Annotated in this window: 1 protein-coding gene (running past one end of the window); it reads left to right on the top strand. The window is 68.2% G+C overall.

What is annotated here, in order from left to right; translation table 11 throughout:
* On the top strand, positions 1 to 25,949 hold the 3' portion of the coding sequence (locus tag OG326_RS40025; RefSeq protein ID WP_327142289.1) for a non-ribosomal peptide synthase/polyketide synthase. 18,619 nt of this gene lie to the left of the window's left edge; the window shows 25,949 of its 44,568 coding nt (coding positions 18,620-44,568); its start codon lies beyond the left edge, outside the window; its stop codon occupies positions 25,947 to 25,949.

Below are 25,949 nucleotides of genomic sequence, written 5' to 3'. Positions count from 1 at the left end.
ACGCGTTCATCACCCCCGCCGCGCTGGCCACCTTCGATCCGAGCGGTCTGGACTCGCTGCGCGTCCTCGTCGCCGGCGGTGAGGCGGTCCCGGCCGATCTGGTCGCCAAGTGGGCGGTGCCCCTGGGCGACGGGACGGGGCCGGACGGCGGCATTCGGGCCTTCCACAACGGTTACGGCCCGACCGAGACCACCATCATGACCAATATCAGCGCTGCGCTGGTCGCGGGCGATCTGGTCACCATCGGCGGCCCGATCCGGGGCATGCAGTCGCTGATCCTCGACAACCGCCTGCGCCCGGTGCCGGTGGGCGTCGCGGGTGAGCTCTATCTGTCGGGCATCCAGCTGGCCCGCGGCTACCACGCCCGGCCGGGTCTGACCACGGACCGCTTCGTCGCCAACCCGTACGTCTCGGGTGAGCGCATGTACCGCACCGGTGACGTGGTCCGCTGGACCCGTACCGGTGAGGTCGAGTACGTGGGCCGCTCCGACTTCCAGGTCAAGGTGCGCGGCTTCCGCATCGAGCTCGGTGAGATCGACGCGGCCCTGGCCTCGCACGAGAGTGTCGACTTCGCCGTCACCGTCGGCCACAAGAATGCCGCGGGCGCCGTCTCGCTGGTGTCGTATGTGGTTGCCACACCGGGTCATTCGGTGGATATCGCCGCCGTCACCGCACATGTCGAGCGGCAGCTGCCCGCGTACATGGTGCCGTCCTCGGTCATGATCATCGACCGCGTCCCGCTGACGCCGGTCGGCAAGCTGGACCGCCGGGCGCTGCCCGAACCGGTCTTCGCCACCGAGGTGGTGTTCCGGGCCGCGCGCAATACGGTGGAGCACACCATTGCCGAGGTCTTCGCCGAGGTGCTCGGCCTGGAGCGGGTCGGCATCGACGATTCGTTCTTCGCGCTGGGCGGCGATTCCATCGTCTCCATCCAGCTGGTGTCGCGGGCCAAGGCGCGCGGCATCCTCTTCAGCCCGCGTGACGTCTTCGAACAGCGCACCGTCTCCGGACTGGCCGCTGTCGCGCAAGCCGCTGACGGACAGGGTGATTCGACACCGCAGCTGACCGAGCTGCCCGGTGGGGGAGTCGGCGTCATGCCACTCACCCCCGTGGTGCGGTTCATGGTCGAACGGCCGGGCGGCATCGGGCGTTTCAACCAGACCATGGCGCTGGAACTGCCGATCGGCATCGACCGTGCGGGTATCGCCGCCACCGTCGGCGCGGTTATCGACCGCCACGACATGTTGCGGGCGCGCCTGCGGCGGGTGCCGGGTGCGGACCCGGTCGTGGAGACGGCCGCCGCCGGCGCCATCGATGTGGACGCGCTTATCGACCGCACCGAGTTCGATCCGGCTGTCGGTCCCGAGGAATTCCTCGAAATCGCCTCGGCCGCACTGGATGCCACGCTCGACAAGCTCGATCCCATAGCGGGCGTAGTCATTCGGTTCGCCTGGCTGGAGCCTGCCACGGCCAGCGGTGGATCGGACACCGCATCCCGCGCCGGTCGCCTCATCGTGGCCGCACATCACCTCGTGGTCGATGGTGTCACCTGGCGAATCCTGGTGCCGGACTTCGTCACCGCCTGGGGTCAGCTCTCCGCCGGACAGACGCCCGAACTGGTCGCCCCCGCGACCAGCATGCGCACCTGGGCGCACGCCCTCGAGCGTGCGGCGGCAACCCCGGAGCGGGTCGCCGAACTCGACTTCTGGCGAGGTGTTGTCGACGGTCCGGATCCGCTGCTCACCGAGCGGCCCTTGGACCCGGCCGTGGATGTCACCGCCGTGATCGAGGTGCACCGGGTCGAGGTCTCGGCCGAGGTCACCAAATCACTGCTCACCACCGTGCCCGCGCTCTTCCACGGCGGCGTCAATGACGGTCTGCTGACCGCGCTGGCACTCGCTGTCGCAAAGTGGCGCTCGGACAGGGGGATTGCCGGGGAGAAGTCCGCCCTGGTCCGGCTCGAAGGCCACGGGCGTGAGGAAGAGGTCGTGCCCGGCGCGGATCTCTCGCGCACCGTCGGCTGGTTCACGGCCATCTTCCCGGTCCGCTTCGATCTCTCGCAGCTCGATGTGAATGCCGCGCTCACCGGCGGACCCGCCATGGGTCACGCCATCAAGGCGGTCAAGGAGCAGTTGCTCGCGGTGCCGGACAAGGGCCTCGGTTACGGCCTGCTGCGCTATGTGAACCAGGCCACCGCCGATCAGCTGCCCAAGCAGCAGCCCGGCCAGATCAGCTTCAACTATCTGGGCCGTGTGAACGAGGGCGATGTGCCCGAGGCGCTGCGCGGTTTCGGCTGGATTCCCGCTGCGGAGCTGGGCGATCTGGGCGGTGCGTACGACGCCGATATGCCCGCCATGGCGCCGATCGATATCAATGCCATCGTGACCGGCGACCGGCTGACCGCCAATATCGGCTACCCGAGCACCCTGCTCGATGCCGCCGCGGTCGCCGAATTCGGCGCACTGTGGACCTCGGCGCTGGAAGCCGTTGCGCACCATGCCGAATCGGCCGAGGCGGGCGGGCACACCCCGTCCGACTTCGGGCTGGTGAATATCACCCAGGGCGATATCGACGGCTGGGAACAGCGTTTCGGCGGCGTGGACCAGGTGTGGCCGCTCTCGGCGCTGCAGTCCGGTCTGCTCTTCCACGCGCAGCTGGCCGCCACCTCGGTGGATGTGTACACCGCGCAGGCGGTGCTCACCCTCACCGGCCGGGTGGATGCCGATCGCCTGCGCGCCGCCGCGCAGGCACTGCTGGAGCGGCACGAAATCCTGCGCACCGCATACGTTTCCGATGCCAATGGCGTTCCGGTGCAGCTGGTGCTCGACGGTGTTCATGTGGCGTGGTCGCAGTACGACCGCACGCAAACCGGTGATGCGAGCGATATTCTCGAGGCCGATCGCGTCCAGCGGTTCGACCTGACCGAGCCGCCGCTCATTCGCTACACCCTGGTGCAGGTCGCCGCCGATCGCTGGCAGCTGGCCGTGGCCAATCACCACATCCTGCTCGACGGCTGGTCCATGCCGCTGCTCATGCAGGACCTGCTGGTGCTGTACGCCACGCACTCCGACACCAGCGTGCTGCCGCCGGTGCGCTCCTACCGCTACTTCCTGGAATGGGTTGCGCAGCAGGACCGTACGGCGTCGCTGGAGGCGTGGAAGACCTCGCTGCGCGGGGTCTCCGAGCCGACCCTGCTCACCCGCCCGGACCCGAGCCACGAGATCACCGCGCTGTCCGGCGAGTACTTCTTCGAGCTGGACGAGGCGGCGACCGCCCGTCTGACCAGCGTTGCCGCCGACCTCGGCGTGACGCCGAACACCGTGCTGCAGGTGGCCTGGGGCATTCTGCTCGGCCGTCTCACCGGCCGCGAGGATGTGCTGTTCGGCACCACGGTCTCCGGCCGTCCGGCCCAGCTGTCCGGTGTCGAATCCATGGTCGGCCTGTTCATCAATACCGTGCCGGTGCGGGTCGCCTTCGATCCGGCCGAATCGGCGCAGTCGCTGCTCACCCGCACCCAGGGTGAGCAGGCGGATCTGCTGGATCATCACTACATCGGCCTCGCCGATATCCAGTCGGCCGCGGCCGCGGCGAGCCGCGAATCGGGTGCTGCCGGCGGGCTCTTCGACACCCTCGTGGTGTTCGAGTCCTATCCGGTCGACGCCGACGGCATTCGGGCCCAGGCCGCCGATATCGACGGCATGGGTGTCACCGACCTCGACGCCGCCGACGCCACCCACTACCCGCTCACCCTCATCGCCCAGCTCGACAGCCGCCTGCGCATTCGCGCCGGCTACCTGCGCGACCTGTTCGACGAGCATTCGGTGCGGCACATTGCCGACCGCCTGGTGCGGGTGCTGACCGCCATCACCACCGAACCCGCTGCGGCAGTGGGCGATATCGAACTGCTCGAAGCCGCCGAGCGCGAGCTCGTGGTCACCGAGTGGAACGACACCGGCTATGACGTGGACACGGTGCTTGCCGTGCTCACCGACGGCACGCTGATCGATGACGAGATCGCCACCGCCGACGTCGTCGCGGGGAGTGGCTCTGTCGCCGTCGCGCCGCGCAGCGTAGTGCGGACTGTCTCGGGCGATGCGGCCGCCACGCTGGTCGCGCTGTTCGAGGCGCAGGCCGCGCGTACTCCCGACGCGACAGCTCTCAGTTTCGCGGGGGTACCCGAGCGCGGCGAGGCTCGGGCAGAGCTGACCTACGGCGAGTTCGCCGAGCGGGTGCACCGCCTGGCGCGCTGGCTCATCGAACGCGGCGTGGGACCCGAATCCTTTGTGGCGCTGGGTATGCGGCGTTCCATCGATCTGGTGGTCGGCATGTACGCCGTCACCGCGGCCGGTGGCGCGTATGTGCCGCTGGACCCGGAGCACCCGGCCGAGCGCACCGAATACATCCTGGCCACCGCCGATCCGGTGACGGTGCTGACCTCGGGCGAGGATCTGCCCGTGGACACCGCGCAGGTGCGCATCGATCTGCTGGAACTGTCGAGCTACTCGGCCGCGCCGCTCACCGATGCGGAACGCATTGCGCCACTGCGGGAATCGAATACCGCGTACGTCATCTTCACCTCGGGTTCGACCGGCCGGCCCAAGGGCGTCGCCGTACCGCACTCGGCGATCGTGAACCGTCTCGTCTGGATGCAGTCCGAGTACGGGCTGACCACCGAAGACATCGTGCTGCAGAAGACTCCGGCCACCTTCGACGTATCGGTGTGGGAGTTCTTCTGGCCCTTGCAGATCGGCGCGAAGCTGGTCGTCGCCAAGCCCGACGGCCACCGCGACCCGGCGTACCTGGCGGAGCTCATCACCCGCGAGGGTGTGACGGTCACGCACTTTGTGCCGTCCATGCTCGCGGTCTTCGTCGCCGAAGCCGCGGCCGTTCGGTGCACCAGCCTGCGCATGGTCTTCGCCTCCGGTGAAGCGCTCTCGCCCAAGCCCTCCCATCGCCTGCGCGAGATCACCGGCGCCGAGCTGCACAACCTGTACGGACCGACCGAGGCCGCCGTCGACGTCACGTACCACCATGTGACCGCCGTCGACGCCGAGACGGTGCCGATCGGCCGCCCGGTCTTCAATACCCAGGTCTACGTGCTGGATTCGCGCCTGCGCCCGGTTCCGGTCGGTGTCGCGGGTGAGCTCTACCTCGCGGGTGATCAGCTGGCCACCGGCTATGTGTCCCGAGTGGATCTGACCGCGGATCGCTTCGTGGCCAATCCGTTCGGCGCGTCCGAGCGCATGTATCGCACCGGCGACCTCGTCGTCTGGAATGCCGGCGGTGAGATCGAATACCTCGGCCGCACCGACTTCCAGGTGAAGCTGCGCGGTCTGCGCATCGAGCTCGGTGAGATCGAAGCCGAGCTCACCGCACTGGGTTCGGTCGCACAGTCGGTGGTCGTGGTGCGCGGTGATCAGCACACCGGCGATCAGCTCGTCGCATATGTCGTCGCCGCCCCCGGTCGCACCGTGGAGATCGAGTCCGCGCGTGCGGAACTCGCCGAGCGGCTGCCCGCGTACATGGTCCCGTCGGTGGTCATGGTGCTCGATGAATTCCCGCTCAATGCCTCCGGCAAGCTGGACCGTCGCGCCCTGCCCGCACCGGTCTTCGAGGCCGCGGTCTTCCGCGCCCCGACCACCCCGATCGAGCAGATCGTGGCGGGCATCTTCGCCGAGGTCCTCGGCCTGGACCGGGTCGGCCTGGACGATGATTTCTTCGCCCTCGGCGGCAATTCGCTCATTGCCACCCAGGTGGCGGCCCGCCTGTCCGTCGCACTGGACACCCAGCTGGGTGTGCGCGAGATCTTCGAGGCCTCGAGCGTCGCCGCCCTGGCGGCGCGCGGCGAATCGCATTCGGGTGCGGGCGCACGTCAGGCCCTGACCGCGCAGGAGCGCCCCGACCGGCTCCCGCTGTCGCTGGCACAGCAGCGCATGTGGTTCCTCAACCGGTTCGACCCGGAATCGGCTGTGGACAATATCCCCGCGGCCGTGCGGCTTTCGGGTCTGGTGGATCGCCAGGCCCTGCAGATCGCCGTCGCCGATGTGCTGGCGCGCCACGAATCACTGCGCACCCGCTATCCGGAGGTCGACGGGACCGCGTACCAGGAGATCGTCCCGACCGGCCAGGTCATCCCCGATCTGACCCCGGTGGAGGTCTCCGAAGCAGAACTGCCCCAGGCCCTTTCGGAGCTGGTGCTGACCGGCTTCGACGTCACGGTCGATGTGCCGTTCCGGGCCCGCCTGTTCGAGGTCAGCCCCACCGAGCACGTGCTCGCACTGGTGGTGCACCACATCTCCGCCGACGGGTTCTCCATGGGCCCGCTCACCCGGGATGTCATGACCGCCTACGGCGCTCGGGTCGAAGGCGGCGAACCCGCCTGGCGGCCACTGGAAGTCCAGTACGCCGACTACGCGCTCTGGCAGCGTGCGGTCCTCGGTGACGAGGCCGACGCGGAATCGGTCATCGCACAGCAGATCTCGTACTGGGGTGAGGCGCTGCGCGGGCTGCCGGATCAGCTGGAGCTGCCGTCCGACCGGCCGCGCCCGGCGGTCGCCTCCGGCCGCGGTGGCACGCACGTCTTCACCATCGACGCCGATATCCACGGCAAGCTGCTGGAGCTGGCCCGCCGCCGTGGCGCCACACTGTTCATGGTGGCGCACGCCGCGCTGGCGACCCTGCTCGCGCGCCTGTCCGGTGAATCGGATATCGCCATCGGCACCCCGGTGGCCGGTCGTGGTGAGCGCGCGCTCGACGACCTCATCGGCATGTTTGTCAATACCCTCGTGCTGCGCACCCCGATCGACAGCGGCGCGGGCTTCAACGAACTGCTGGAATCGGTGCGCGGCACCGATATCGCCGCTTTCGGTCACTCCGACCTGCCGTTCGAGCGCCTGGTGGAGATTCTCAACCCGGCCCGCTCGCAGGCCCGGCATCCGCTGTTCCAGGTCATGCTGTCGTTCCAGAACACCGGCCCGGCCGAACTGGAACTGCCCGGCCTGACCGTCAGCGGCGTCGATCTGCCGCTCGACACCGCCAAGTTCGATCTGCAGCTGGTCCTCACCGAGCAGAACGCCGCACACAATGTGTCCGGCAACGGTTTCGGCGGCACCCCGTCCGGCATCACCGCCGAACTCATCTACGCCACCGACCTGTTCGACGACGCGACCATGGCACGCTTCGCCAAGCGCTTCGGCCGCCTGCTGGAAGCCATTACGGCACAGCCGGATCGCGCTGTCGGCGATATCGATCTGCTCGACAATGCCGAGCGGTCCCTGGTCACCTCCGGCTGGAACCGCACCGGTTTCCGGGTCGGCGATGTGCTCGCCGACCGAGCCGACGCCATTGCCTCCGAGGATGCCGAACAGGCGCGCGGCGACATCATGCGGGTGGCCTGGACCGGTGATGCCGCGAATACGCTGGTCGCGCTGTTCGAGGCGCAGGCCGCGCGTACTCCCGACGCCACAGCTCTCTCGTTCGAGGGGACACCCGAGCGCGGCGAGGCACGGGCAGAGCTCTCGTACGGCGAGTTCGCCGGACGTGTGCATCAGTTGGCGCGCAAGCTGATCGAGGCCGGAGTCGGCCCGGACAGCCTGGTCGCGCTGGGCATTCGCCGGTCGCTGGACCTGGTGATCGCCATGTACGCGGTGCTGGAGGCCGGTGGCGCGTACGTGCCGCTGGATCCGGATCAGCCTGCCGATCGCATTGCGTATGTGCTCGATACCGCCGATCCGGTGTGCGTGCTGACCACCGAGCGCGACGGGTTCACCCACGAGGGTGTCTCGGTGCTCGCGGTCGATGCGCTCGATGTGTCCGGCTACTCCGATGCTCCGGTGACGGATGCGGATCGTCGTGCGCCGCTGCGGTCGTCGAATATCGCGTACGTCATCTTCACGTCGGGTTCGACCGGTCGGCCGAAGGGTGTGGCGGTCACTCACCAAGCCATCGTCAACCGCCTGGTGTGGATGCAATCCGAGTACGGCCTGACCGCTGATGATGTGGTGTTGCAGAAGACTCCGGCCACCTTCGATGTGTCCGTCTGGGAGTTCTTCTGGCCCTTGCAGATCGGTGCACGCCTGGTCGTGGCTAAGCCCGACGGTCATGGCGACCCTGTGTACCTGGCGGAGGTCATTGCCGCAGAAGGTGTCACGACCACGCACTTCGTGCCGTCGATGCTTGCCGTATTCGTTGCCGAGCCGACTGCGGCCCGGTGCACGAGTCTGCGTCTGGTTTTCGCTTCCGGTGAGGCGTTGCCCGCGACCACCGCTCAGCAGTTGCGTGCGGTGACCGGTGCGGCACTGCACAACCTGTACGGCCCCACCGAGGCTGCCGTCGACGTGACGTACCACCAGGTCGTCGACGCGGATACCGAGACGGTGCCGATCGGTCATCCGGTCTTCAATACCCAGCTCTACGTGTTGGATTCGCGTCTGCACCCGGTCGCGCCGGGTATGGCGGGTGAGCTCTACCTCGCGGGCGTGCAATTGGCCCGTGGTTACGTTGCGCGGGCGGACCTGAGCTCGGATCGTTTCGTGGCGAACCCGTTCACCCCCGGTGAGCGCATGTACCGCACCGGTGACCTGGTGGTCTGGACTGCCGCCGGTGAGCTGGAGTACTTGGGTCGCACCGATTTCCAGGTGAAGTTGCGTGGTCTGCGCATCGAACTCGGCGAGATCGAGTCGGCGCTCACCGCACATGATTCGGTCGCACAGGCCGTTGTGGTGTTGCGTTCGGATGCCCGCACCGGTGATCAGCTGGTCGGCTATGTCGTTCCGGCCGATGGTTCCGTGGAGTCGGACGCCTTGCGCGCCCACCTGTCGGAGCAGCTGCCCTCGTACATGGTTCCGGCTGCGTTCGTGGCCGTGGATGCGTTCCCGCTCAATGCCAATGGCAAGCTCGATCGCCGTGCCCTGCCCGAGCCGGAGTTCGCTGCTCGCGAGTTCCGTGCTCCGGCAACCCCTGCCGAGGAAATTGTCGCTGCGGTCTTCACCGAGGTGCTCGGACTCGAGCTCCCGGTGGGTGCCGAGGATGACTTCTTCGAGCTGGGCGGCAACTCGCTCATCGCGACTCAGGTTGTCGCACGACTCGGTGCGGCTCTCGATACCCGCGTGCCGGTGCGCACGCTGTTCGATGCCCCGACCGTGGCCGCTTTGGCGGCCCGCGTGCAGGCGCAGGCGGGCACCGGTAGCCGCAGCGAGCTTGTCGCGCAGGAGCGTCCGGACGAGATCCCGCTGTCGCTCGCGCAGCAGCGCATGTGGTTCCTGAACCGCTTCGACACGGCATCGGCCGTCAACAACATCCCGCTCGCGGTCCGCCTCACCGGCGACCTCGATGTGGATGCGCTGCTGGATGCGGTCGGCGATGTGCTGGAGCGGCACGAGGTGCTGCGCACCGTCTACCCGGAGAACATCGAAGGCCGTGGCGTGCAGGTCATCCTGCCCGCCGACCAGGTTCGCCTCGACACCCTGCTGCGTAGCGATGCGACCACGGCGGAGGAGACCGGCAACGCCGAATCGGGCGAGGCAGAGGACGCTTCGGCCCTCCTGGCCGTCGCGGGTAATGGCCTCGCGTCCATCGCGGTCACCGAATCGGAACTGCGCGAACGCATTGCCGAACTGGTGCTCACCGGCTTCGACGTCACCGTCGCACCGCCGGTGCGCGCCGGACTGTTCCAGGTCGAAGATGCCGAGCAGCCCACGCACGTGCTGGTTTTCGTGGTGCACCACATCTCCGGTGACGGCTGGTCGGTGCGCCCGCTGGCCCGCGACGTCATGCTCGCCTACGCCTCCCGCGCGACCGGCGCCGCACCGCAGTGGACTCCGCTGCCGGTGCAGTACGCCGACTTCGCGCTGTGGCAGCGCGAGACTCTGGGTTCGGAAGAGGACTCGGGCTCGCTGATCTCCCAGCAGGTCGGCTACTGGTCGGATGCGCTGGCCGGCCTGCCGGACCAGATCGACCTGCCGTCGGATCGCCCGCGCCCCGCCGTGGCCTCCAACCGCGGTGGCGTGCACGAGTTCTCGGTCGACCCCGAACTGCTCAGCGGACTGAACAACCTCGCCCGTGAGCACGGCGCGAGCCTGTTCATGGTGGTGCACGCGGCCTTCGCGGCACTGCTGTCCCGCCTGTCCGGCGGCGACGATATCGCCATCGGCACCGCGGTCGCCGGCCGTGGTGAGGCCGCGCTCGACGATGCCATCGGCATGTTCGTCAACACCCTGGTGCTGCGGACGCCGATCGATTCGGGAGAGAAGTTCACCGAACTGCTGGCCCGTACCAAGGACACCGACCTGTCGGCCTTCGGCCATGCCGATCTGCCGTTCGAGCGCCTGGTGGAGATTCTCAACCCGGCCCGCTCGCAGGCCCGGCATCCGCTGTTCCAGGTCATGCTGTCGTTCCAGAACACCGGCGAAGCCAGCTTCACGCTGCCGGGTCTTCAAGTGGCGGGCGTGCCCCTGGACGTCGTCACCGCCAAGTTCGACCTGCACCTCAACCTGACCGAACGGCTCGGCACGGACGGCGTCATCGACGGTATGACCGCCGAATTCGCCTACGCCACCGATATTTTCGACGCCTCCACCATTGCCGCCTTCGCGGCTCGCCTGGTGCGCACGCTGAGTGCCGTGGTCGCGGAGCCGAGCACGCTGGTCGGCGATATCGAGGTGCTCGACGATGCCGAGCGCCGCAAGGTGCTGCGGTCCTGGAACGCCACCGAATACGACGTGACCCGGGTGGCCCTGGCCGGTCGCAAGTCCGAGGCCGACGTCACTCTCGCGTCCATGTTCGCGACCCAGGCCGCGCAGACGCCGAAGGCCACCGCGGTGGTGTTCGAGGGGACAGCCCTCTCCTACGGCGAGTTCGCGGCGCGCGTGAATCAGCTGGCGCGGCACCTGATCGCCGAGGGTGTCGGACCGGATTCGTTTGTCGCCCTGGGCATGCGCCGTTCGCTCGATCTGGTGATCGGCATGTACGCCGTCATCGCCGCCGGTGGCGCGTACGTGCCGCTGGATCCGGATCATCCGGAGGAGCGCAACGGGTATGTGCTCGACTCCGCTCGGCCGGTGTGCGTGCTCACCACCACCCGGGACGGTTTCGAATCCGGTACGCGCACACTGCGTATCGACGAGATCGACCTGTCGGAGTACTCGGACGCACCGCTCACCGACGCGGATCGCACTGCGCCGCTGCGGGAATCGCATACCGCGTACGTGATCTTCACCTCCGGCTCGACCGGGCGCCCGAAGGGTGTGGCGGTCACCCATGCCGCCATCGTCAACCGCCTGGTCTGGATGCAGACCGAGTACGGGCTGTTCGACGACGATGTGATCCTGCAGAAGACCCCGGCGACATTCGACGTCTCGGTCTGGGAGTTCTTCTGGCCCTTGCAGGTCGGTGCGCAGCTGGTGGTCGCCAAGCCGGACGGTCATCGCGATCCGGCCTACCTGGCCGATCTCATCGCCGAATACGACGTCACCACAGCGCACTTCGTGCCGTCGATGATGTCGGTGTTCGTGGCCGAGCCCAAGGCCACCGAATGCGTTTCGCTGCGACAGGTTTTCGCGTCCGGTGAGGCGCTGCCCGCACCGACCGCGCACAAGCTGCTCGAGCTGACCGGCGCGCAACTGCACAACCTGTACGGCCCGACCGAAGCCGCCGTCGACGTCACCTATCACGAGGTGACGGCGGCCGACACCGTCTCGGTGCCGATCGGCCGCCCGGTCTTCAATACCCGCGTCTACGTGCTGGATGCGCGCCTGCACCCGGTCGCCCCGGGTGTCGCGGGTGAGCTGTACCTCGCGGGCGTGCAGCTGGCGCGCGGCTATGTCGCACGTCCGGACCTGACCGCCGACCGCTTCGTCGCCGATCCGTTCCACCACGCCGCGCGCATGTACCGCACCGGTGACCTGGTGAAGTGGACCGGCGCGGGCGAACTGGAATACCTGGGCCGCACCGACTTCCAGGTGAAACTGCGCGGTCTGCGCATCGAGCTCGGCGAGATCGAAGCCGCCCTCACCGCCGTCGACTCCATCGCCCAGTCGGTGGTCGTGGTGCGCAGCGACGATCGTCTCGGCGATCAGCTCGTGGCCTACGTCATCCCCGCCGCGGGTCTGGTGGTGGACGTGGAGGGCGTGCGCGCCGAACTCGGCGACGCCCTGCCGGGCTATATGGTGCCGAACGCCTTCGTGGTGCTGGAGGCCTTCCCGCTCAATGCCTCCGGCAAGCTCGATCGTAAGAAGCTGCCCGCACCGGTCTTCGAGGCCAAGGTCTTCCGGGCGCCGTCCACGCCGATCGAAGAGATCGTGGCCGGGACCTTCTCCGATGTGCTCGGCGTCGGCCGTGTCGGTGTCGACGACGACTTCTTCGAGCTCGGTGGTAACTCGCTCATCGCCACCCAGGTGACCGCACGCCTGGGTGCGGCCCTGGATATCCAGCTGGCCGTGCGCGATCTGTTCGAAGCCTCCACGGTGGCGGCGCTGGCCGCCCGCGTGGAGCGGGCCGCCGGTTCCGGCCGGGCCCGCCCGCGCCTGGTCGCCGGGGAGCGTCCGGACAATCTGCCGCTCTCCCCGGCACAGCAGCGCTACTGGTTCCTGAACCAGTTCGACACCAGTACCTCAGCGGTGGACAACATTCCGCTCGCGGTGCGGCTCATCGGCGCGCTCGATCTCACCGCCATGAAGCTGGCCATCGGCGATGTGATCAACCGGCACGAGGTGCTGCGCACGGTCTACCCGCGCTCGGCCGAGGGTCCGCACCAGGTCATCCTGCCCGCGACGCAGACCGATCTGTCGCTGGTTCCCGAGGCGGTCGCCGAGGGCGATCTGCTGGGCAAGGTCATCGAATTCGCCATGACCACCTTCGATGTCACCGTCGAGGTGCCGCTCGCGGTGAAGCTGTTCCGCATCGCTCCCCCTCTCGGCGCTTCCGACAGCAATACCGAAGAGCACGTGCTGGCCTTCACCATCCACCACGTCTCCGCCGACGGTTCCTCCATGGGCCCGATGGCGCGCGATGTCATGGCCGCCTATGTGGCGCGCGCCAATGGCGAAGCCCCGCAGTGGGCTCCGCTGCCGGTGCAGTACGGCGACTACGCGCTGTGGCAGCGCACGGTGCTGGGTTCGGAAGAGGATCCGCAATCGCTTGCCGCACAGCAGGTCGGCTACTGGACCCGCGCGCTCGCCGAACTGCCGGATCAGCTGGAACTGCCCACCGATCGGCCGCGCCCGCCCGCGCAGTCGTTCCACGGCAAGGCGCTGCGCTTCGATATCGACGCCGGACGGCACGCCAGGCTGCACGAGCTGGCGCGCGCCAATAACGCCTCGCTGTTCATGGTGGTGCACGCGGCGCTGGCGGTACTGCTGTCCCGCCTGTCCGGCAGTGACGATATTGCCGTCGGCACCCCGATCGCGGGCCGCGGTGAGCGCGAACTCGACGATCTCATCGGCATGTTCGTGAACACGCTGGTGTTCCGCACCCGCATCGACCGCGCGGTGACCTTCGCCGATGTGCTCGCCGAGGTGCGCGAGCGCGATCTGGAAGCCTTCGCCAATGGTGAGGTGCCGTTCGAGCGTCTGGTCGAGGTGCTCAACCCGGTGCGCTCCAATGCGCGCAATCCGCTGTTCCAGGTGGGTCTTTCGTTCCAGAACCTGGCCGAGACCGCCTTCGAACTGCCGGGCCTGCATGTCAGCGCGGTGCAGTTCGAATCGCAGCTGGCCAAGACCGATCTGCACGTGACGCTCTACGACCGGTACACCGATGACGGCGCGCCGGCCGAGATCCTCACCGAATTCGGTTATGCCACCGACCTGTTCGACGAATCCACCGTGCGCGGATTCGCCGACCGGTTCCTGCGGGTGCTCGATGCCGTGCTCGAGGACGCCACCGCCACGGTCGGCGAGATCGATATTCTCGACGCCGCGGAGAACGACCGAATCCTGCTGCAGTGGAACAACACCGCACAGGATGTCGCCGAGGTGTTCCCGGAGGGCGCGACCGCCACCCTGGTCACCCTGCTCGACGCCGCCGTCGCGGCCGACCCGAAGGCCGTGGCCCTGGTGGCGGATACCGCCGACGGGGTCGAAACGCTGACCTACCGCGAGCTCGACGTGCGGGTCAACCGCCTGGCCCGCGAGCTCATCGCCCGCGGCATCGGTGCGGAAGACCGTGTGGGCCTTGCCATCCGGCGCTCCGCGGATCTGGTCGTCGCCATGTACGCGATTGCCAAGTCCGGTGCGGCCTATGTGCCGATCGATCCGGATCAGCCCGCCGACCGCACCAACTACATTCTCGACATCGCCGCCCCCGCCTGCGTACTCACCACGAGCCGGGACGGCTTCGCCATCGCTGCCGAGGGCGAGGATGCGGCCGGTATCGGGGCCATCGAGGTGCTGGCCATCGATGAGCTGGAGCTGTCGGGCCACTCCGATAAGCCGATCACCGCCGCCGAGCGGGTGCGGGAGCTGACGGCCGCCAATACGGCGTACATCATCTTCACGTCCGGTTCGACCGGTCGTCCGAAGGGTGTGGCGCTGCCGCACGGCGCCGTGGTCAACCAGTTGCTGTGGAAGACCACTGAATTCGGCCTCGATCCGGCCGATGCGGTACTGCTCAAGACGGCCGCGACCTTCGACCTCTCGGTGTGGGAATTCTGGTCCGCCGCCGCCTGCGGTGGCCGCCTGGTCATCGCGCAGCCGCACGGGCACCGGGATCCGGCGTACCTCAACGAGCTCATCGCCCGGGAATGGGTGACGACGCTGCACGTGGTGCCGTCCATGCTGGACGCACTGCTCGCCGACGGCCTGCCGGATTCGCTGTGGCGCATTCTCGCCATCGGTGAGGCGCTGCCCGGACCGCTGGCGCAGCGGGTCCGTGCCGAGCGGCCGCGCACCGAGCTGTTCAACCTGTACGGCCCGACCGAGGCCGCGGTCTCGATCACGAGCCACCGGGTGACCGATGCCGACGAGATGTCGGTGTCCATCGGTGCGCCCGAATGGAACAGCCGGGTGTACGTGCTGGATTCGCGCCTGCGGCCGGTGCCGGTGGGTGTGTCCGGTGAGCTCTACCTGGCAGGCGCGCAGCTGGCGCGCGGTTACTACGGCCGCGCCGATCTGACCTCGGATCGGTTCGTGGCGAACCCGTTCGGTACCGACGGCGCTCGTATGTACCGCACCGGTGACCTGGTGGCCTGGAATGCCGCCGGTGAGCTGGAGTACCGGGGCCGCACCGACTTCCAGGTGAAGATCCGCGGTTTCCGCATCGAGCTCGGCGATATCGAGTCGGCGCTGCTGCGCCAGTCCTCCATCGCCTCCGCCGCCGTTGTCGCGCACCAGGATCCGGCGCTCGGCGATCGTCTCGTCGCCTACGTTGTCGGCTCCGACGGCGAAATCGACAAGCAGGCAATGCAATCGGCGCTGTCGGCGGAGTTGCCGTCGTACATGGTGCCGTCGGTCTTCATGCAGATCGACGCGCTGCCGCTGAACGCCAATGGCAAGCTCGATCGCAAGGCGCTGCCCGCGCCCAGCTTCGAGAAGGCGGTCTTCCGCGCACCCGTCACCCCGATCGAGCAGATCGTGGCCGGCGTGTTCGCCGATGTCCTGCACATCGAGGGCGGTCGCATCGGTCTCGATGACGACTTCTTCGCCTGGGGCGGAAACTCACTGCTGGCCACCCAGGTCGCGGCTCGCCTCGGCGAGGCGCTCAACACCCGGGTGCCGGTGCGCCTGATGTTCGAGGCGACCACCGTCTCCGCACTGGCGGCACGGGTGGAGCACGATGCCGGTGCGGGCGGCCGCAAGGCGCTCACCGCCGGGCCGCGCCCCGACAGCATTCCGCTGTCGCTGGCACAGCAGCGCATGTGGTTCCTCAACCGCTTCGACAATCAGTCGGCGGCCTACAACGTGCCGGTCGCGGTGCGCCTGTCCGGCGCCCTCGATGTGGACGCGCTGCGTGCCGCGATTGTGGATGTTGTTGCCCGCCACGAGATTCTGCGGACCGTGTACCCGCAGACCGAGACCGGTCCGGTGCAGGTCATCCTGTCGACCGCCCAGGCCGTGCCCGAGCTCGAGGTGCGCACCGTCGGCGCCGACGAGGTCGCCGCCGCGGTGGTGGCCTTGACCTCCACGGTCTTCGACGTCACCACCGAGGTGCCACTGAAGGTGGCGCTGTTCCGCATCGGTGACGAGGAATCGACCGAGTACGTACTCGCACTGGCGATCCACCACATCTCCGGTGACGGCTCGTCGGTCGGCCCGCTGACCCGCGATCTGATGATGGCCTACGCCGCCCGCTCTATCGGGCAGCGTCCGGGCTGGTCCAAGCTCGCGGTGCAGTACGCCGACTACTCCATCTGGCAGCGCGATCTGCTGGGCAGCGAGGACGATCCGGAATCGCTGTCGACCAAGCAGGTCGCCTACTGGAAGTCGGCGCTGGCCGAGCTGCCGGATCAGCTGGATCTGCCCTCCGATCGTCCGCGCCCGGCGGTGCAGTCCTTCGCCGGCGGCAAGGTCGAACTGCGCATCGATGCCGAAATGCACCGTGCGCTGGTCGATTTGGCCCGAGCCGAGGGCGCGACGCTGTTCATGGTCGTGCACACCGCGCTCGCGGTACTGCTGGCCCGTCTGTCCGGCACCGACGACATTGCCATCGGCACCCCGATGGCCGGTCGCGGCGAGGCCGTGCTCGACGACCTCATCGGCATGTTCGTCAATACCCTGGTGTTCCGCACCAGGGTCGACACCGATGCCGCGTTCACCCAGCTGCTGGCCCGCCAGCGCGAGACCGATATCCAGGCGTTCGCGAATGCCGATGTGCCGTTCGAGCGTCTGGTCGAGGTGCTCAACCCGGTGCGCTCCACGGCGCGGCACCCGCTGTTCCAGGTGGGTCTGTCGTTCCAGAACCTGGCGCAGTCCAATCTCGAACTGCCGGGGCTGACCGTCTCCGGTCTGGATATCGATACGCAGATCTCGCAGTTCGATCTGCACCTGATCGCCACCGACCGGTACGAAGAGGCGGGCACACCGGTGGGCATCACCGGTCTGTTCACCTACGCCACCGATCTGTTCGATCACGCGACCGTGCAGGGCTTCGTCGATCGTTTCGTGCGACTGCTCGGCGCGATCACCGCCGCACCGCATACGGCGGTGGGCGATATCGAGCTGCTGGCCGATATCGAGCGCACCGATCTGCTCAGTGCGCGCAATGCGACTGTGCACGAGACGGATTCGGCCGCGACCCTGGTATCGCTGCTGAACGCCACCGTGTCGGCCATTCCGACGGCGGTCGCGCTGATCGGGCCCGATGGTGAAGTTCTCACCTATGCCGAGCTCGGCAACCGGGTGAATCGTCTTGCCCGGCACCTGATCTCGATCGGTGTCGGCCCGGAGTCGCGGGTCGCGCTGGCGCTGCGGCGCTCGGTCGATCTGGTCGTGGCCATGTACGCCGTCTCCGTCGCCGGTGGCGCGTACGTGCCGGTGGATCCGGATCAGCCTGCCGAGCGCACGGATTACATCCTCGAAACTGCTGCTCCCGTGTGCGTGCTCACCAATGCCGAGGCTCGCTTCAGCACCGAGGCCGCGCCGCTGGTGCGCCTCGACCAGCTGCGGCTGGAATCGGTTGCGGTCCACGCGATTACCGATGCTGAGCGAGTCTCGCCGCTGTTGCCGTCGCATACCGCGTATGTGATTTTCACGTCCGGTTCGACGGGTCGTCCGAAGGGTGTGGCGCTGCCGCATGCTGCGGTTGCGAACCAGTTGCAGTGGAAGACCGCCGAATTCGGTCTCGGGGTCGATGATGCGGTGCTGCTCAAGACCGCTGCGACCTTCGACCTTTCGGTCTGGGAATTCTGGTCGGCCGCTGTCTGCGGTGGCCGCTTGGTCATTGCTTCGGCGGATGGTCATCGTGATCCGGCGTACTTGAACGAGTTGATGGCTCGTGAGCTGGTCACCACGCTGCATGTGGTGCCGTCGATGTTGGACGCGCTGCTCACCGAATCCGGTGGCGTGCTGACGAGTTCGTTGCGCCGGGTGCTGGCGATCGGTGAGGCGTTGCCCGCGACGGTCGCGCAGCGCTTCCGTAAGGCCAATGCGTCCGCGCGGCTGTTCAACCTGTACGGCCCGACCGAGGCGGCGGTGTCGATCACCTCGCACTTGGTGACCGATGCCGATCAGGGTTCGGTGTCGATCGGTGCTCCGGAGTGGAACAGCCAGGTCTACGTGCTGGATTCGCGCCTGCACCCGGTTGCGGCCGGTGTTTCGGGTGAGTTGTATCTGGCGGGTGCGCAGTTGGCGCGCGGCTACTTCGGTCGTGCCGACCTGACCGCGGATCGCTTCGTGGCCAACCCGTTCGGCAATGGCGAGCGCATGTACCGCACGGGTGACCTTGTCGCTTGGGCGGCGAATGGTGAGCTGGAGTATCGGGGTCGTACGGACTTCCAGGTGAAGATCCGTGGTTTCCGTATCGAGCTCGGTGAGATCGAGGCGGCGCTGCTGGCCATGCCGGAGATCGCTCAGGTCGCGGTGCTGGCCAAGTCGGATCAGCGCACCGGTGACCGCCTGGTCGCCTACCTGGTGCCGTCCGATCTCGCCGCGAGCGTGGAAGTGACACAGGCGAAGTCGGTCCTGTCGGCGGCGCTGCCGTCGTACATGGTGCCGTCGGCGTTCGTGGTGCTCGATGCGCTGCCGCTGAACGTCAACGGCAAGCTGGATCGCAAGGCGCTGCCGGAACCCGAGTTCGAGACCCAGGCCTTCCGCGCGCCGTCCACCCCGATCGAAGAGATCGTGGCGGGGGTGTTCACCGAGGTCCTCGGCGCGGAACGGGTCGGTGCGGACGACGATTTCTTCGCCCTCGGCGGAAACTCGCTGCTGGCAACGCAGGTCGCCGCACGCCTCGGCGCGGCGCTGGACAGCCGGGTTCCGGTCCGGACCCTGTTCGAGGCCTCCACGGTCGCCGGATTGGCCATCAAGCTGGAACTGCACGCCGGTTCCGGTGATCGCCGTCCGCTGGTCGCACAGGAGCGTCCGGCCTCGGTGCCGCTGTCGCTGGCACAGCAGCGCATGTGGTTCCTCAACCAGTTCGACATCACCTCGGCGGCCTACAACATTCCGGTGGCCGTCCGCCTCACCGGCGAACTGGATACGGACGCGCTGCAGCAGGCCGTCGCCGATGTGATCGGCCGCCACGAGACCCTGCGGACCATCTACCCGCAGGCCGACGGCGCCGCCACCCAGGTCATCGTGACTGCCGCACAGGCGATTCCGGATCTCACGCCGATCACGGTGACCGCCGAATCGGTGCGGGACCGGATTGCCGAGCTCATCTCCACCGGCTTCGACGTCACGGCGGAAGTGCCGTTGCGCGCCAAGCTGTTCCGCGTCGAGACCCCCGCTGTCGCGGAACCGCTCGGCGCCCATGAGGCCGCGTTCCTGGATGTGGCGGACGCCTTCGAGGCCGCCACCCTGCGGGCCGTCGGCGCGCAGGCTGCCGTCGCCCTGGGCATGGTCCGGACTCCGGTCCCGGCCGAGCCGGTCATCGAGCACGTCCTGGTGTTCGTGGCGCACCACATCAGCGCGGACGGCTGGTCCATGGGCCCGCTCACCCGCGATGTGATGATCGCGTACGCGGCGCGCGCCAATGGCGTCACGCCGGGCTGGGCGCCGATGCCGGTGCAGTACGCGGATTACTCGATCTGGCAGCGTGCGGTGCTCGGTTCCGAACAGGATCCCGAGAGCCTCATCTCCGCGCAGGCCGACTACTGGCGGACCGCGCTGGCGGATCTGCCCGATGAGCTCAATCTGCCGTCCGACCGCCCGCGGCCGAACGCGCAGTCCTTCCGCGGCGGCAAGGTGCACTTCCCCATCGGGGCCGGACTGCACCGCGGCCTGCAGAGCATTGCCCGCGATCAGGGCGCGACCATGTTCATGGTGGTGCACGCCGCGCTGGCGGTATTCCTCTCGCGCCTGTCGGGCACCGAGGACATCACCATCGGTACCCCGATCGCGGGTCGCGGCGAGGCCGAACTCGACAATGTGATCGGCATGTTCGTCAATACCCTGGTGCTGCGCACCGAGGTGGACGCGGACCTGACCTTCGCGCAGCTGCTGGCGCGCGCCAAGGATGCGGACCTGCAGGCCTTCGCACACGCGGATATTCCGTTCGAGCGGCTCGTCGAGGTCATCAATCCGGAGCGCTCGACCGCGCGCCACCCGCTGTTCCAGGTGGTGCTGTCGTTCGAGAACCTGCCGGACAGCACCTTCGAACTGCCCGGATTGCGGGTCGCCGCCGTCGATTTCGAGAACGAGACGGCCAAGTTCGATCTGTCGCTGACGATTACCGAGGCAGGCGCGGCCGGCGAGGGCATGTACGCCGAATTCGCCTTCGCGCGTGACCTGTTCGACGACGCCACCGTCGAACGCTTCGCCCAGCGCTTCACCAGGCTGCTGGAGCAGATCACCGCGCGGCCGCAGCTGCCGGTCGGTGACCTGCAACTGCTGTCGGCCGCCGAGCGCGCGGATCTGCTGTCGCGCCATGGCGGACCGGCCGTGCCGTCGCTCACCCTGCCCGAGATCATGAGCAATGCGGTGGCCGCCAACCCGGTCGGCGAGGCCGTGGTCTTCGACGGTCAGGTGCTCGGTTACGCCGAACTCGACGCGGCCTCCTCGCGCCTGGCGCGCATGCTCATCGAGCGGGGCGCCGGACCGGATGTACGGGTGGCCGTGGCCATTCCGCGCTCCTTCGAATCGGTGCTCGCGGTCTGGGCCGTGGCCAAATCGGGTGCGGCGTTCGTACCGGTCGATCCGGCCTACCCGGCCGATCGCATTGCGCACATGATCGCCGATTCCGGTGCGGTACTGGGTCTTACGCTGAGCGACGAGCTGGCGGCGCTGCCGCCGGTGGTCAGCCTGGCCGGCTGGATCTCGCTCGACGACCCGCTGGTCATCGCGGAGATCGAATCGCATTCACCCGCGGCGGTGACCGATGCCGAGCGGTGGGCCCCGATCCGGCCCGCGCATGCGGCATACGTCATCTACACCTCGGGTTCGACGGGTCTGCCCAAGGGTGTTGTCGTGACCCATGCGGGTCTGGCCAACTTCAGCCGCGAACAGGTCGAGCGCTATCGCCTCGACTCCACCTCGCGCGCACTGGCATTCGCCTCACCGTCCTTCGACGCCTCGGTGCTCGAGCTGCTGCTGGCGCTCGGTGCGGGCGGCACGCTGGTGGTGGTCCCGCCGGGGACCTACGGCGGCGACGAGCTGGGTGAGCTCATCGCCCGCGAGCGGGTCACGGTCGGCCTCATCACGCCGTCGGTGCTGGCTTCGCTGGAGCCGTCGCAGCTGGCGAGCATGGAGGTCATCATCGCCGGTGGCGAGGCCGTCTCGGCGGACCTTGTTGCCAAGTGGTCGGTGAATCCGGCCGGGCCGCGGCGCTTCCACAATGCCTACGGTCCGACCGAGGCCACCATCGCCACCAATATCAGTGCCGCCCTGTCGCCCGGGGATACCGTCGTCATCGGTGGACCGGTGCGCGGTATGCGGGCCATGGTGCTGGACGCGCGTCTGCACCCGGTGTCCGAGGGGGTCGCGGGTGAGCTGTACGTGGCCGGTCTGCAGCTGGCGCGGGGCTACCACGCCCGGCCGGGCCTGACCTCGGAGCGGTTCGTCGCCGATCCGTACGGTGAGCCGGGTCAGCGCCTGTACCGCACCGGTGACGTGGTGCGCTGGCGTCGTGATGCCAAGGGCAGCCCCGTCGTGGAGTACGTGGGCCGCAATGACTTCCAGGTCAAGGTGCGCGGTTTCCGTATCGAACTGGGCGAGATCGACGCGGCGCTCATGTCGCACGAGAGTGTGGACTTCGCGGTCACGGTCGGGCACAAGACCGATATCGGCACCACCATGCTGGCGGCCTACGTGCGGCCGGTCGACGGCGCTGTCATCGATATCGCCGCGCTCACCGAGCACGCCGCGGCGCGGTTGCCGGAATACATGGTGCCGACCGCCATTACGGTGCTGGACCAGATTCCGCTCACCCCGGCGGGCAAGCTGGACCGGCGCGCACTGCCGGAGCCGGTGCTCGCACCGCGCGAATTCCGGGCTCCGGTCAGCGATATCGAGGCGATGATCGCCGAGGTGTTCGCCGAGGTCCTGGGTGTGGATCAGGTCGGCGCGGACGATTCGTTCTTCGCGCTCGGCGGCGACTCCATCCTCTCGATTCAGCTGGTGTCGCGGGCCAAGGCGCGCGGCATCCTGTTCACGCCGCGTGAGGTCTTCGAGAAGCGCAGCGTGGCCGGACTGGCCGAAGTCGCTGTGCTGGGCGGGGATAACGAGCAGGAGCGGCTCGCAGAGCTGCCCGGCGGCGGGGTCGGCGATATTCCGCTGACGCCGATCATGACGGCGATTCTGTCGAGTGGCTCTACATACCAGCGGTTCTCGCAGTCCATGGCCCTGCGCCTGCCCGATGGCATCGATCGCAAGGTGCTGGTCGGCACGCTTGCCGCGGTCTTCGACCACCACGACGTGCTGCGGTCGCGCTTGCGCGGAAGTGAAAGCGCCGGTTGGGAATTCGAGGCGCTGCCGCGCGGTGGCGTCGATGTGGACGCCCTGGTGCATCGCGTCGAGGTTGCCGCCGATATCGCCGATGCCGAGCTGTCCCGGGTGGCCAGCGCCGAACTCGATGCGGCGCTGGGCCGTCTCGATCCGGCGCAGGCCTCCATGATGCAGTTCGTCTGGTTCGCGTTCGGTGCGGGCCGGCCGGATGTGCTGCTCGTCGCCGCCCACCACTTCGTGGTCGACGGCGTCTCCTGGCGCATTCTGATTCCGGACCTCGCGGTGGCGTGGTCGCAGCTGGCGTTCGATCAGCCGGTCGCGCTGCCCGCCAACGGCACCTCCATGCGGCGCTGGGCGCACGCCCTCGTCGATGCGGCCGTCGCGCCGGAACGTGTTGCGGAACTGTCGTTCTGGCAGGGCGTGGTGGAGACCGCGGATCCGCTGCTGGGCGCTCGCGAGTTCGATGCGGCGGTGGATACCTTCGCCACCGTCGAACGCGTCGAGGTCACGGTGCCCGCCGCGGTCACCGATGCGGTGCTCACCTCGATTCCGGGCCGGTACCGGGGTGGCGTCAATGACGGTCTGCTGTCGGCGCTGGCCATGGCGGTCGCGCGCTGGCGTGGCAATGGCAGTGACGCCGCGCTGATCAAGCTCGAGGGTCACGGCCGTGAAGAGGAAGTTGTCGCGGGCGCGGATCTTTCGCGCACGGTCGGCTGGTTCACCAGTGCCTATCCGGTGCGGCTGGACCTGGCCGGCGCCGATCTCGATGATGCCTTCGCGGGTGGAAACGCCCTGGGCGACATTGTGAAATCGGTGAAGGAGCAGCTGCTCGCCGTGCCCGACAAGGGTCTCGGCTACGGTCTGCTGCGCTACCTGAACCCGGAGACCGCTCCGCAGCTGCGCAGCGTCGGCCAGATCAGCTTCAACTACCTGGGTCGCGTATCCACCGGTGAAGTGCCCGAACAGCTTTCGGAGCTGGGCTGGGTGCCGGTGGCCGATCTCGGGCAGCTGGACGCGGAGATGGATCTCGATATGCCCGCCAATGCCACCCTCGATATCAATGCCATCGTCACCGACGGCGAGGACGGCCCGCAGTTGGGCGCGGCCTTCGCCTTCCCGACCGGACTGCTGACCCGCGAGCGGGTGCAGGAGTTCGCGGACCTGTTCGTGGCGGCGCTGACGGCGCTGGCCGAGCATGCCAGGCGGCCCGACGCCGGTGGCTTCACGCCGTCGGATATGGCGCTGGTCAAGGTGACTCAGAGCGATATCGAAGGCTGGGAGCGCACCTATCCGGCCATGACCGAGGTGTGGCCGCTCTCGCCGCTGCAGTCCGGTCTGCTGTTCCAGGCCATGATGTCGCAGAGCCGGCAGGCCGTGGACGTCTACACCATGCAGGCTGTTCTCGATCTGCACGGTGTTGTCGATACCGAGCGGCTGCACGCGGCCGCGCAGGCCATCGTCGACCGGTACCCGAGCTTGCGGACGGCGTTCGTCACCGATGCCGCGGGCCAGGCGCACCAGGTCGTCATGGATCGGGTCGAGGCGCCGTGGCGGATCGCCGATCTCACCGATATGCCGGAGGCGGAACGCGTTTCGCGCATGCGAGAGCTCATCGACGCCGATCGCGCCGAGCACTTCGATCTGGCGTCCGCGCCGCTCATGCGGTTCACGCTGTTCCGGACCGCGGATGATCAGTGGAACCTCGTGATCACCACCCACCACATTCTGGTGGACGGCTGGTCCATGCCGCTGCTCATGCGCGATCTGCTGGTGCTGTACGCGGTGCGCGGGGATCTGTCCGCGCTGCCGCGGGTGGCGTCCTACCGGAACTACCTGGCCTGGCTGGCCGGGCGGGATCGTCAGGAATCGTTGCGGGCGTGGACCCGTGCGCTCACCGGTGTGTCCGAGCCGACTCAGCTCGCACCCGCCGGGCGCGCCGATGAGCAGTACGAGATCGGGCGGCACGTGCTCGAGGTCGACGCCGAGCGCACCCGTCAGCTCAGCAAGCGGGCCGCGGAACTCAGCGTCACCGTCAATACGCTGGTGCAGACGGCGTGGGCCATTCTCATCGGACGCCTCACCGGGCGTGGCGATGTGGTGTTCGGCGCCACCGTGTCCGGGCGTCCGGCCGATCTGGCGGGCGTGGAATCCATGGTGGGTCTGTTCATCAACACCGTGCCCGTGCGCATTCGCATCGATGACCGCCTCACCCTCGGCGGCATGCTGGAGCGGGTGCAGGTCGAGCAGGCGGATCTGCTGGATCACCACTACATCGGGTTGACCGAGATTCAGCAATTGGCCGGTGCCGGAGCGGAATTCGACACCCTCGTGGTGTTCGAGTCCTATCCGGTCGACAAGGACGCGATTGCCGCTGCCAGCTCCATCGACGGTATGTCGGTGAACGGTGTCGGCATGAACGACGACACCCACTACCCGATGACGCTGGTGGTCATGGCCAGCGAGACCATCGAGATCTCCATGCGCTATCTCGATACCCGCTTCACCGCCGATGAGGTCGAAACCCTTGCGGCGCGGCTGAATCGGGTGCTGGACTCGCTGCTGGGCGAGCCGTCGGCGCTGGTCGGCGACATCGATATCCTCGATGAGACCGAACGCGCCCGCATTCTCGCCGAGAGTGCTGTCACCGCACCGGATTCCGCGGTGGAGCCGGCCCGGGTCGGTGCGCGCACCGTGGCCAATGTGCTGGCCGAAGTGGTGGAAGAGGATCCGCAGGCTCCCGCTCTCCTGCGGGACGGCCAGGAAACCGCGTACCACGTCCTCGACCGCCGCTCCTCCCAGCTGGCGCGTCTGCTCATCGATCGCGGGGCGGGCCCCGGTGACGTCGTCGCCGTGGCGCTGCCGCGCTCGGTCGATGCGGTGGTCGCGGTGTGGGCCATCCAGAAGTCCGGCGCCGCAGCGCTGTTCGCCGACGGCATGTCCTTCGGCGATATCCTCGCGGCGGGCGCCAACTTCGGCATCGCCAAGGAGCCGGCGGCCAGTTCGGTTCGCTGGCTGGTCCCCTCCGACCCCAAGGTCCACGCGGATCTCACCGCTCGCCCCGCACACCCGGTCACCTACACCGACCGGGTCCGCCCCCTCGCCGAATCCGACCCGGCCTTCGTCTATCGCGCTCCCTCCGGCACCTGGGCCACCCTCACCCAGACCGAAGCCCTCGACCGCGCCACCACCCTGCGCGCCGACCACGACATCGACTACGAATCGACGACGTTCACCACCGCGACGATGGGCCTGCCCGCCGTAGACGAATTCCTCACCTCCGCCACCGCCGGCGCCCTCTCGGTCCTCCCGACCGAGGACCTCGCCACCGACCTCGACGAGGGCGAGGTAACCCACTGGTTCACCACGGCCGCCGACCAGACGGACGAGGCCCCCGAGGAAGTCCGCATCATCCCCGACTAG

Source organism: Nocardia sp. NBC_01327 (assembly GCF_035958815.1).
In the GTDB taxonomy this organism is placed as follows: Bacteria; Actinomycetota; Actinomycetes; order Mycobacteriales; family Mycobacteriaceae; genus Nocardia.
Note: the sequence above shows the minus strand (reverse complement) of the source record. Positions and strands in the feature narration are given on the sequence as shown.